The sequence below is a fragment of the Bisgaardia hudsonensis genome (assembly GCF_004345785.1).
In the GTDB taxonomy this organism is placed as follows: domain Bacteria; phylum Pseudomonadota; class Gammaproteobacteria; order Enterobacterales; family Pasteurellaceae; genus Bisgaardia; species Bisgaardia hudsonensis.
In genome coordinates, this window is the sequence record NZ_SLXI01000002.1 from 230,556 (window position 1) to 242,496 (window position 11,941).

The window sequence follows — 11,941 nt, forward strand, 5'->3', positions numbered from 1 at the left end:
TTTGATTAATTTAGTGAATCAAATGCTTGTTGAATATCGGCTAAAATATCGTTTACATTTTCAATACCGCAAGAAATACGAATTAATCCACCTGAAATTTTCATTGCTTCTAATTGCTCTTCTGTTAATTGTCTATGACTAGAGGTTGCAGGGTGTAATGCACAAGTACGAATATCTGCAACATGTACTTCTCGAGATACAAGTTTTAAAGCATTGAGCCATTTTGTTGCTGCTTCTTTTCCTCCTTTTATTTCAAAGGAAATTACGCCACATAATCCATTTGGAAGATATTTTTGTTTTAATGCATAGTCAGGATGATTTGCTAGCGCAGGGTAACTAACTGTATTTACTGCTGAATGAGTTGATAAAAATTCAGCAATTTTTAAGGCATTATTATAATGTGCTTCCATACGTAATGGTAAGGTTTCTAAACCTAAATTTAACAAAAAGCTATTTTGAGGAGCTGGTGTCGCACCAAGATCACGCATTAATTGGACACGAGCTTTAATAATATAAGCAAGATTACCAAAATTTTCTGTATAAACTAAACCATGATAGCTTTCATCTGGTTGAGTGAATTGTGGGAATTTACCATTTTTCCAGTTGAAATTACCTGCATCAACAATAATACCGCCTAAAGCAACTGCATGTCCATCAAGATATTTAGTCGTACTATGAACAACAATATTTGCACCAAATTCAATAGGGCGACAGAAATATGGTGTTGCAAAAGTATTGTCAATTACTAGTGGGATTTCTGCCTGTTGAGCCAATTTAGCAAATTTTTCAATATCTAGAACTACAAGCTCTGGATTAGCAATAGTTTCTGCAAAAATTGCTTTTGTATTTGGTTGAATTGACTTTTGTAATTCTTCTAATGGAAGACGTGGATCGACAAAAGTCACAGAAATTCCCATTTTTTTAAATGTTTGGGCAAATAAATTAAATGCACCGCCATAAATTGAACTTGATGAAATAAAATGATCACCCGATTCAAGAATATTTAATAATGCATAGAAAATAGCTGCTTGTCCAGATGACGTTGCCAAAGCTGCTGCACCGCCTTCAAGTGCGGTAATTTTTTCTTCAATTACATTAGTTGTTGGATTAGAAAGACGGCTATAGAAAAAGCCAGCCGCTTTTAAATCAAACAAATCACCAATTTGTTCTGCTGAATCATAAGTAAAAGTTGTGCTTTGTACTATTGGTTGAACTCTTGGTTCACCACTTTTAGGGCTGTAGCCAGCATGTAAACATTTAGTTTCAAATTGCATATAGTTCTCCTGTTTTATTTTTTATATTGGTATAGATGAAAAAAATACTAACAAAATAGGGGGTAATATATTTGTAATAAATCCAAAGCTAATTGCCAAAGGAACAATTTCTATTCCCCCAGATCGTTGTATTATTGGTAAAGAGCAATCTAAAGCGGTTGCTCCTGATATACCTACGGCTGTTGAACGATAGTTATTCATTAACATAGGTATAATAAAAAGACTAACAATTTCACGAGAAAGATCATTCAAAAATGCAATACTACTAAAGATTGGTCCCCACGCATTATTAATCACGACACTTGATAAAGAATACCACCCAAATCCAGATGATATAGCTAAACCTTGTGTTATTGGAAGATCTAATATACTGGCAGAAATACCCCCTCCTAATAGGGATGTAATCGAGAATATTATGCCTGTATTTATCCCCCTTTTATTAAATATCACTGTTTTTAGAGATATTCCATTATTACGTAATTGAATACCAATAAAAAATATCAGTGCTATTAATATATAAGTACTTGCAGAAAAATATAATATAAACCAAGGTTTTATAATAAGACCAATAACAAATCCGATTAAAACCATAGAAGCAAGTTTCATACTATCAAAAAGCATTTTCCACCTAGATGGAATTACCTTTCTTAAATTCTTAATTGGTTCAGGAGACAATTTATCATAAATGATCAATGCTATGATATTGCAAGACTGAATTACAATAGCAAAAGTAAAGGCTGAAATGCCAATAATGGGTATTTGTTTTGCTAAATTATCTAATTGACCTAATTTAAATCCCATTACAAATAAAATTAAAAATAGTAATATCATTACAATTTTATTTATATTGAGTAAAAAGCTCGTATTTTTTGTTTTAATTAAATAACCTAAAAACATAGGTCCAAGAACAATAAGTAACCCCTCATACATAATGATCTTTCCCTAATTAAGTTACATTTTTGTTACAACACGTTTAATATATCTATCATGAAAAAATATCTTAAGCAAGAAATTATTGATGGAATATTAAATTTATTTAAATAAATTTAATGAGTATAAATTAGAAAATTGAGAATGATATTGAGCAAAATGATAAAATTTTGTTCTGTAAGATGTGAATAAAGCAAATGGATACATAAAAGTATCCATTATTTTTAATATTAGATTTTATAATGAAAATAATTTATTCAAAATTATAATCTTGGATCAGGATTTTCCAGTACAACTTGAGTTTGTTCATTTCTGAATTGATGTAGTTTTTTAGCTATTTCTGAATTAAAAGCCGCTAAAATTTGCGCAGCAAGTAAAGCAGCATTAGCAGCCCCAGCAGGTCCAATTGCTAATGTTCCCACAGGAATGCCTTTTGGCATTTGAACAATAGAGTAGAGACTATCAACACCACTTAGCATAGAACTTTTTACTGGAACACCCAGTACAGGTACTATTGTTTTTGCTGCAATCATACCAGGAAGATGAGCTGCGCCGCCTGCTCCAGCGATAATAACTTTATAACCTTTTTGTTCTGCTGTTTCTGCAAAACTAAATAATTTATCAGGGGTACGATGAGCAGAAACTACTTCTACATCATAATTAATACCAAAATTATCTAGGATATTTGTTGCTTCTTGCATCGTTGCCCAATCACTTTTTGATCCCATAACAATAGCAACTTGAGACGAATTATTTGACATGATTTATATAACCTATGCTATTAAAGATAGCTTATTAGCATACCATAAAGTAGTATTTTCAAGCAAACGGTTGCTATTTTAATTAATGGTTTGTTATTTTTTATATTATAGTTATAAATAAAGTTGAAAATCTCATTATAAGTGTGTAATCTAATGTTTACATTTATTGTAATTTATTTTTTACATAAATTATACTGTGGATTTTTATAAAATGAGGAAAGAAAATGGCAAATGTAATAAATAAAGATAGTATTCATAATGTTAATATTGTTGATGAAAGCATATTAATTACGCCAGCAGAATTAAAAGTAAAATTACCGTTAGCAACGCATTTACGTTTACAAATAGAGAAGTCAAGAAAAGAAATTGCTGATATTATTCATAAAAAAGATCCTAGATTATTAGTAGTAATTGGTCCTTGTTCTATTCACGATCCTAAATCAGCAATAGAATATGCACATAAATTAAAAGCACTGTCAGAAAAAGTGAAAAACGAACTCTATATTATAATGAGAGTATATTTTGAAAAACCAAGAACAACGGTTGGTTGGAAAGGACTAATAAATGATCCAAGAATAGATGGATCTTTTCGAGTTGAAGAAGGATTGCATATTGCACGTCAATTATTATTAGATTTAGTTACTTTAGGTTTACCTTTGGCAACAGAAGCACTAGATCCTATTAGTCCACAATACCTTGCTGATTTATTTAGTTGGTCTGCTATTGGTGCGAGAACCACCGAATCACAAACCCATCGTGAACTTGCTTCTGGCTTATCTATGGCAGTTGGTTTTAAGAATGGTACTGATGGTAATTTAGCTACAGCAATTAATGCAATGAAAGCAGCTGCACAACAACATCATTTTATGGGGATTAATCAACAAGGACAAATTAACTTATTGAAAACGGCGGGTAATCCTGATGGCCATATTATTTTAAGAGGGGGAAAATCACCAAATTATCAACCAGAATTTGTCAAGGAATGTGAGTTTGAATTAGAAAAATCAGGATTAGAAAAAGCTATTATGATAGATTGTAGCCATGCTAATTCAAATAAAGATTATCATTATCAACCTATTGTGGCGGAAAATGCTGTAAACCAAATTGTACAGGGAAATAAATCTATAATAGGTCTAATGTTAGAAAGTCATTTATATGAAGGTAATCAAAGTGCGGATCAATCTATTGATACAATGAAATATGGTGTTTCTATTACAGATGCTTGCATTGGTTGGGAAACCTCAGAGCGTTTATTAATAGATATATCTCAAAAATTAAGAAATAGATAGATTTTCTATCTAATCACTCAAATTTGTTATAATCAACCCTAAAAATTATTGTATATTTATTAAGGAATATTGGTAAATGGAAGCATTAAATGCGTTAAGAGCAGAAATTGATACTTTAGATCATGAATTATTGAATATTATTGCTAAACGTTTAGAACTCGTAAAGAAAGTTGGTGAAGTAAAACATCAATATGGGTTACCTATTTACGTGCCTGATAGAGAATTAACGATGATAAAGGATCGTCAAAAAGAAGCGAAAAAAAAAGGAATACCTACTGATTTGATTGAGGATATATTGCGTCGTTTAATGCGAGAATCTTATACAAGAGAAAATCAGTTTGGTTTTAAAAGAGTTAACCCCGATATAGAAAAAATTGTAATCGTTGGAGGAAAAGGAAAACTTGGATCATTATTTTCCCATTATTTAACCATTTCAGGCTATCATACAATTACATTGGATAAAAATGATTGGCAAAATGCATCGCAGATTTTAGAGAATGCGAATGTCGTGATCGTTTCTGTACCTATTAATCAAACAGTTAATATCATAGAAAAATTAGAACCTTATTTAACAAAAGAAATGCTTTTAGCTGATCTAACATCTGTAAAACAAAAACCGTTAGAGAAAATGTTAGCGATTCATAAAGGAGCTGTTTTAGGACTACACCCTATGTTTGGACCCGATATAATGAGTATGGCAAAACAAGTAATTGTACGTTGTGATGGACGTTTTTCAGAAAAATACCAATGGTTTATTGAGCAAATACAAATTTGGGGAGCAACAATTTATCCTGTTGATGCAGAAGAACACGATAAAAGTATGACTTATATTCAAGCACTTCGCCATTTTGCTACTTTTACAAATGGCTTACATTTATCAAAACAGCCAGTTAATTTAGCGAATTTATTAGCTTTGTCATCGCCTATTTATCGTTTAGAATTAGCAATGATAGGGCGTTTATTTGCACAAGATGCAGAATTGTATGCTGATATTATTATGGATAAACCTGAAAATTTAGCCGTAATAGAAAGCTTAAAAGAAAGTTATGAAGAAAGTCTAAGATTTTTCAAAAATAATGATAAACAAGGATTTATTAATAGTTTTAATCAAGTTAAATCGTGGTTTGGAGAATATTCCGAACAATTTTTAAAAGAAAGCCGTCAATTATTACAACAAGCAAATGATAATCGTCATTTGTAATTAACCGTTTAAGTAGGTGAACTAATGTTTTTACGCCAAGTTGAGATTGTAGGGTTTAGAGGAATAAAACGTCTATCCTTACCTTTATCTTCTAATACTGTATTAATTGGAGAGAATGCTTGGGGAAAATCAAGTTTATTATCTGCATTAAGTATTATTTTTAATACAAATAAAAAACTCTATCAATTTACTGAAAGTGATTTTTATAGAACAAAAGGTGACTCGATAGCTGATACTATTACTATTTTATGTACATTTTGTGAAAATAATTTAAATGAAAAAAAAGAGAAATATAATCAACATTTCTTGCCATTCTTTATACCTCATCAAGATGGCTATGAACGTATTTATTTTAGAATAATAGGCGAAAAACAAGAAAATGGTAATATTACAACCAAATATTCTTTTTTAGATCAAAATGGTAATACGATTGATAATGAAAATGTAGAGCAAACCGCTTTATTTCTTATAGCAAGACACCCAGTATATCGTTTTCGAGATGCTCGTTTAAATAAAAAATCAATTTTAAATTCTAAATCATTAGATATCTTGCAGCAAAAAGAAATACAAGCCGTTGCCTTATTATTACAATATTATTTTATTGATAATAGTCAGCATAATGAATTATTACAAGATCCTGCAACTCTATGGACATTAGTAAAAAATTTATGTTCTCAGTTACAGCAAGATCAAACTAATAAATTAAAAAAAATTGTATTTAAACAGCTTGTCTCTCTTTTTGTGATAAAAGAACAAATTCAAATAACCAAAGCGATCAAACCTATTATTTTATTTGAAGATCCAGAAGCAAGACTACATCCTAGAATGGTTAGTATTGCTTGGGAACTTGCAAGCTACTTGCCTATTCAACGAATTACAACCACTAATTCTGCAGAATTAATATCACAAGTTGATTTACATGATATTTGTCGTTTAGAAAGAATAGCAGAAGAGCATACTCAAACTTTTCGATTATCCTCTAAGGATTTAAATCGGACTGATTTACGTCGTCTCACTTTTCATATTCACCATAATAGAAGCCTCGCATTATATGCTCGAGTTTGGTTACTTGTTGAAGGTGAAACAGAAGTTTGGATTTTAAATGAATTGGCTGAATTGTCAGGAATTAACTTGGCAATGGAAGGCATACGTATCGTTGAATTTGCTCAATGTGGCTTACGACCTTTAATCAAATATGCTCGTTCAATGGGGATTGAGTGGTATGTATTGGCGGACGGAGATGATGCGGGTAAAAGATATGTAGATATAGCTAAAAGTATGCTAACAGATGATCAAAACACTTTTTCCCGAATTACCTTATTACCAAAAAAAGATATAGAACACTTTTTCTATCATTCAGGATTTGAAGAAGTCTTTATCAACTTAGCTCATTGGAAATCAAATCAAAACTATTTTCCTACCACAAAAATTATTAAAAAAGCGATTCAAAGAACCTCAAAACCTGATTTAGCTATTGCACTATCCGCTGAAATTGAAAAAAGAGGCAAGCAATCCATTCCATTATTATTTAAAAAACTCTTTTTAAGGGTATTAAATTTATCAAAGAATTAATGTGTTATATTTTGTAAAGATATATTAAAAAACAACAATTCGCACGTAAAATATGCGGTTTTTCGGCAACTATCTATAATGGACTAGAATTTCACATCCCCCTCAAGGAGCATGTGAAAACTGATAAATGCACTATAATTCTATTGCTTTTCCCTTAAAGGAGGAGTACATATTCTTTCTTCGATAAATTATCTTGAATCATATTTTCTTTTCCTAATTTTAATATATTCTTCTACAACTTTCGTATTTAAACTTACCATGCTTACGTAATATCCTTTCGACCAAAAATTTCAGTTTCCATACTTATATTTCAGATTGTCATGCCTTTCAAAAATCATGAGTTAGGATTTTCCCTTTAAATATCTTATAAAACTTGACACCAATAGTTCCGGTGGGATTTTTAATAGCATATGAATATGCTCTTTCATTGCGTGGGCTTTTATTATTTCAACATTTTTGTAATTACATAATTGTTTTAATATACTACTCATATTTATTATCAATTTTCCGTAAATTACCTTTCGTCTGAATTTAGGGATAAAGAGTATATGATACTTACAGTTCTATCTTGTGTGTGATAGACTCAAATCGTCATTGGATTTACTTGTCATTGACATATCCTCCTATATTTTGAATTTTGATTGTCAGCCTTGTTCATTATATCAGAGGATTTTTCATCGCTAAAGTTCTTTGATTTCAGACATATGACGTATAGTTGTTATAGATAGATAACATCTATCTATAACAAAAGGTTTGAAAAATAATATTTTTCAAACCTTTATGAATTATTCTCTAATTTAAATAGTTATTTAATTAATAGATAGAAATTGCTGTCACCACGTAAGATATTAAGGGCAATCGCTGAAGGTTCTTTATCTAGAGCTTTACGCAATTCACCTAAATTTTCTATTGCTTGGCGATTAACACCAATAATAATATCCCCTTCTTCTAAACCACGTTTTGCAGCCATAGATTTTGGTTTAATTGAGGTGATTTCTACGCCTTTAATTGATTTCTTACTATAATTGCTTAATTCTGCACCTTCTAAATTTGGAATTAAACTTCTTGCGGATGTTTTGCTTTGTTCGTCTGATTGTAAAGTAACTTTAACTTCTTTTTCTTTGCCATCGCGAACATAAGTTAAATCAATGGCTTTGCCAGCTCCAGTAGTCGCTATTTTCGCACGTAATTCTGCAAAACTTTTTAGTTTTTGACCATTGATAGATATAATTACATCGCCTGCTTTAATTCCGGCTTTGTCCGCGGCTGAATTTGGTATGACTTCACTTACAAATGCACCTTGTTGTGTATCAGTACCAAATGCTTTTGCTAAATCCGCATTTAATTCGCCACCTTTGATTCCAAGTAAACCACGGCGAACTTCACCAAATTCTAAAATTTGTTGAACGAGACTATTTGCCATATTGCTTGGAATAGCAAAGGCAATACCCGCATTTCCACCACTTGGCGAGATAATCGCGGTATTAATACCGATTAATTCACCTTTTAAATTAATTAATGGGCCACCTGAATTACCACGATTTACTGCCGCATCGGTTTGGATATAGTTTTCATAAGTCCCACTATCTGATCCAGTTGAACGACCAAGAGCAGAAACAATCCCCGAAGTTGTGGTTTGTCCTAGCCCAAATGGATTACCTATTGCAACAGTAAAATCACCCACTCTTAATTTATCGGAATCTGCGAGTTTTATTTCAGTTAAGTTTTTTGGATTTTCAAGTTGAACGAGTGCAATATCGGACATTTCGTCTTTACCGACAATCTTTCCTTTAAATTCACGTCCATCTTGTAACATAACCGTAATTTTATCAGCTTGATCTACGACGTGATTATTAGTTAATACATAGCCTTTTTGAGCATTAATAATGACACCAGAACCTAAGCCACGAAAACTACGAGGGGAGTTATCCATTCCACCAAAGCTAAAACCAAAACCATCTTCAAAGAAACGGCGAAATTCTTCGGGAATAGCATCTTCGCTATTTTGGCGAGATGATTTTTGTTTTCCTTCTACATTAATGGATACAACCGTTGGTAATACTTTTTCTAACATTGGTGCTAGACTTGGAATTTGTTGACCATCGGCATCAATAAATGGAAAAGATGCTTGGGCTACAAATGATGTACTTAAAACACTTAAACCTAGTGCTATACTTGTTAGAATAAAACTTTTTTTCTTCATTTATTTTCTCCTTTAAATAAATTGTTTCTATCGGCTATGACAAAAAAAATAAGCTAACGTTCAAGAATTTTTAACCAGTTGTGTTTAATGCTTGAAATTTATACTATTAAAGTTAATATTGAGAGCAATATATCAAATTTAGCTTTATACTAGATCCAAATGGGGTTAGAGAAATAAATAATCAAGATAACGGGAGGAAAATATGTCTATTGTGCTTAAATTAGCTGATTTATCTTGTCAACATTGTGTTAAATCGGTAAAGAAAACAGTTGATGCTATTGAAGGTGTTGAGCATTCTGAAGTAAGTTTAACAGAGGCAATTATTACAGGGAATGTTGATGCTCAAGTATTAATTAAGGCGATTGTTGAGGCAGGCTATCAAGCGGAACTTGCTGATTCAAAGTAGATCTACTACCCAAAACAACCACTGAACCAGTGATAAAAACTGATCCTGTGGTAGTAGAGCCTTTAAAGGATCAGATTGTTTTATTACTTGGGGGATTAAGTTGTTCTGCTTGTGTGATGAAAGTGCAAAAAGCATTGGAATCGGTAGAAAAAGTTAATCTTGTACAAATTAATCTTGCAGAAAGTACCGCTCTTATTGATGGTAATAATGTAGAAGCAGATAAATTAATTCAAGCTGTAATTGATTCTGGCTATCAAGCGGAATTAATTGAGAATGAACAAACTCGCCGAGAAAAGCAACAAATATTAATCAAAAATGAAATAGATAAACGTAAATGGCAAGGCATTATTGCTCTTGTTGCGGGGGCAGCTTTGATGTTTTGGGGATTGTTTATTGACACAATGGAGGTCAATACAAATAATCAACTAAACTGGGGATTTATCGGGATAGTCATTCTTATTGTTATGATTATAACAGGTGGGCATTTTTATCAAAAAGCGTTACAAAATATTCGCCATAAAACAACTACAATGGATACGCTTGTTTCTTTAGGTACGGGAACTGCTTGGCTATATTCTATGTTTGTGGTGATTAATCCTGATTTTTTTCCTGAAAATACGAGACATTTATATTTTGAGGCTGGTGTAATGATTATTGGCTTAATTAATATTGGGAAAATGCTCGAATTAAAAGGAAAGCAACAATCCTCTAGAGCATTAGAACATTTAATTGATCTTGTGCCTAAAAAAGCACGCATTGTCGAACAAGGAGTAGAACGAGAAATCGCTTTGTCAGAGGTTCAGCAAGGTATGCTATTACGTTTACAAACAGGTGATAGAGTTTCGGTTGATGGGCGATTAACAGAAGGACATCTCTGGATTGATGAAAGTATGTTGACAGGCGAGCCCTTGCCAGTAGAAAAAAATATAGGTGATAGGATTAGTGCAGGAACGTTAATTAGTGATGGAACAGGGGTATTTATCGCTGAAAAAATTGGTAGTCAAACACATCTTGCTAATATTATTAAATTAGTTCGTCAAGCGCAGGGAACAAAGCCACAAATTAGTAAATTAGTTGATCGTGTTACGCTTATTTTTGTACCTGCGATTATTGCTATTGCTATATTAGCTTGCCTTATTTGGTATTTTATTGGTCCAGAGCCTAAAATATCTTATGCGTTAGTTACGTTTACGACTGTTTTAATCATCGCTTGCCCTTGTGCATTAGGGCTTGCTACGCCCATGTCAATTATTGCTGGTGTAGGGCGAGCAGCTGAATTAGGTGTTTTGGTTCGTGATGCCGATGCTCTAGAAAAAGCAGCGACTGCGGATACTATTGTGTTTGATAAAACAGGTACATTAACAAAATCTATACCAAAAATAACCGCACTTTATTGTTTTAATGGCTTTACAGAGGAACAAGTTTTACAACTTTCTGCAAGTTTAGAGCAAGGGGCGAATCATCCTTTAGCAAAAGCAATGTTGGATTGTGCAAAGGATAAAGATATTCCATTATTACCATTATCACAATTACATATATTAAAAGGACTAGGTGTATCAGGAGTAATAGCGGAAAAATCGTTGTTATTAGGTAATCCCATTTTAATGCAGAAAAATGCGGTGCCAATAAACTTAGCTGAAGCTGATTTTATAAGAGAAAGCGAACAAGGGGCAACAGTTGTATTTCTTGCGGTGGAGCAACAATTAGCGGCTGTTTTTGTTATTCGAGATCCTTTAAAAGATGATACGGTGGTGGCATTACAGCGTTTAAGAAAACAAGGTTATCAATTAGTGATGTTAACTGGTGATCAGCAAAAAACAGCTAAGGCAATCGCTAGAGAAGCGGGGATTGATCAGGTTATTGCTGGTGTATTGCCAGAAGGTAAGGCTGCTGCCATTAAAGCATTACAACTTAAAGGACACAAAGTGGTAATGGTTGGTGATGGTATTAATGATTCTCCAGCTCTTGCACAAGCTGATGTAGGGATTGCAATGGGATCTGGTTCAGACATTGCTATTGAAACAGCAGAATTGACTTTAATGCGATCCAGTATTCATTCTGTTGCTGATGCTTTATTATTATCAAAAGGTATTTTAAACAATATTCGCCAAAATTTATTTGGGGCATTTATTTATAATATTTTAGGTATTCCTATTGCTGCAGGGGTATTATACCCACTATTAAATATTTTACTCAATCCTATGATTGGAGCAGCAGCAATGGCATTATCTTCAATAACCGTAGTGCTTAATGCAAATCGGTTACTCACTTTTTCAGTAAAAGAAAAGGTGTGATTATTGATAAT

The 11,941-nt window shown here is 32.4% G+C and carries 9 protein-coding genes and 1 pseudogene; 5 read left to right on the forward strand and 5 right to left on the reverse strand.

The features are described 5' to 3' along the window. Window positions 1-5 precede the first annotated feature (5 nt). The 3 genes from EV697_RS03705 to purE all read right to left on the reverse strand — a co-directional run bounded on the left by EV697_RS03705 (window position 6) and on the right by purE (window position 2,965). Entirely contained in the window at window positions 6-1,274 is a 1,269-nt protein-coding gene (locus EV697_RS03705; protein WP_132022775.1) for an O-acetylhomoserine aminocarboxypropyltransferase/cysteine synthase family protein, read from the reverse strand. Between the two features lie 21 nt (window positions 1,275-1,295). Beyond that, window positions 1,296-2,204 (reverse strand): LysO family transporter, encoded by a 909-nt coding sequence (locus EV697_RS03710; RefSeq protein WP_132022777.1) that lies wholly within the window; start codon window positions 2,202-2,204, stop codon window positions 1,296-1,298. Between the two features lie 263 nt (window positions 2,205-2,467). Then, window positions 2,468-2,965 carry a 5-(carboxyamino)imidazole ribonucleotide mutase gene (purE, locus tag EV697_RS03715; RefSeq protein ID WP_132022779.1) on the reverse strand — a complete coding sequence of 166 codons (498 nt, stop codon included), beginning with the start codon at window positions 2,963-2,965 and terminating at the stop codon, window positions 2,468-2,470. Window positions 2,966-3,189: 224 nt separating this feature from the next. Here purE and EV697_RS03720 point away from each other — a divergent pair, with 224 nt between their 5' ends. From EV697_RS03720 to EV697_RS03730, 3 genes are all read left to right on the forward strand, one after another. Continuing rightward, the gene (locus EV697_RS03720) at window positions 3,190-4,254 is read left to right on the forward strand and encodes a 3-deoxy-7-phosphoheptulonate synthase (RefSeq protein ID WP_132022781.1); all 1,065 of its coding nucleotides are present in this window, start codon (window positions 3,190-3,192) and stop codon (window positions 4,252-4,254) included. 76 nt (window positions 4,255-4,330) lie between these two features. After that, window positions 4,331-5,455: a bifunctional chorismate mutase/prephenate dehydrogenase gene (gene tyrA, locus EV697_RS03725; RefSeq protein WP_132022783.1), complete on the forward strand. Its 1,125-nt coding sequence runs from the start codon at window positions 4,331-4,333 to the stop codon at window positions 5,453-5,455. A gap of 24 nt (window positions 5,456-5,479) precedes the next feature. Beyond that, window positions 5,480-7,027, forward strand: a complete 1,548-nt coding sequence (locus EV697_RS03730) for a DUF2813 domain-containing protein (protein ID WP_132022785.1) — start codon at window positions 5,480-5,482, stop codon at window positions 7,025-7,027. A 154-nt stretch (window positions 7,028-7,181) separates the two neighbouring features. Here EV697_RS03730 and tnpA read toward each other — a convergent pair. Both tnpA and EV697_RS03740 read right to left on the reverse strand, forming a co-directional pair. Beyond that, window positions 7,182-7,575 (reverse strand): annotated as a pseudogene (tnpA, locus tag EV697_RS03735) (IS200/IS605 family transposase). Between the two features lie 257 nt (window positions 7,576-7,832). Then, a complete protein-coding gene (locus EV697_RS03740) occupies window positions 7,833-9,230 on the reverse strand; it encodes a Do family serine endopeptidase (protein ID WP_132022787.1) in 1,398 nt (465 codons plus the stop codon). Between the two features lie 202 nt (window positions 9,231-9,432). Here EV697_RS03740 and EV697_RS03745 point away from each other — a divergent pair, with 202 nt between their 5' ends. Together EV697_RS03745 and EV697_RS03750 are read left to right on the forward strand one after the other, a co-directional pair. Then, complete coding sequence (locus EV697_RS03745; protein ID WP_132022789.1) at window positions 9,433-9,636, forward strand: cation transporter; 204 nt, start codon at window positions 9,433-9,435, stop codon at window positions 9,634-9,636. A 29-nt stretch (window positions 9,637-9,665) separates the two neighbouring features. Continuing rightward, window positions 9,666-11,930, forward strand: a complete 2,265-nt coding sequence (locus tag EV697_RS03750; protein WP_236824051.1) for a copper-translocating P-type ATPase — start codon at window positions 9,666-9,668, stop codon at window positions 11,928-11,930. Window positions 11,931-11,941 lie beyond the last annotated feature (11 nt).

Excerpts from the sequence above, each read along its gene's own strand:
- purE (WP_132022779.1), bottom strand. The coding sequence starts at position 2,965 with ATGTCAAATAATTCGTCTCAAGTTGCTATTGTTATGGGATCAAAAAGT.
- EV697_RS03740 (WP_132022787.1), bottom strand. The coding sequence starts at position 9,230 with ATGAAGAAAAAAAGTTTTATTCTAACAAGTATAGCACTAGGTTTAAGT.
- EV697_RS03710 (WP_132022777.1), bottom strand. The coding sequence starts at position 2,204 with ATGTATGAGGGGTTACTTATTGTTCTTGGACCTATGTTTTTAGGTTAT.
- EV697_RS03720 (WP_132022781.1), top strand. The coding sequence starts at position 3,190 with ATGGCAAATGTAATAAATAAAGATAGTATTCATAATGTTAATATTGTT.
- EV697_RS03745 (WP_132022789.1), top strand. The coding sequence starts at position 9,433 with ATGTCTATTGTGCTTAAATTAGCTGATTTATCTTGTCAACATTGTGTT.
- EV697_RS03730 (WP_132022785.1), top strand. The coding sequence starts at position 5,480 with ATGTTTTTACGCCAAGTTGAGATTGTAGGGTTTAGAGGAATAAAACGT.
- tyrA (WP_132022783.1), top strand. The coding sequence starts at position 4,331 with ATGGAAGCATTAAATGCGTTAAGAGCAGAAATTGATACTTTAGATCAT.
- EV697_RS03705 (WP_132022775.1), bottom strand. The coding sequence starts at position 1,274 with ATGCAATTTGAAACTAAATGTTTACATGCTGGCTACAGCCCTAAAAGT.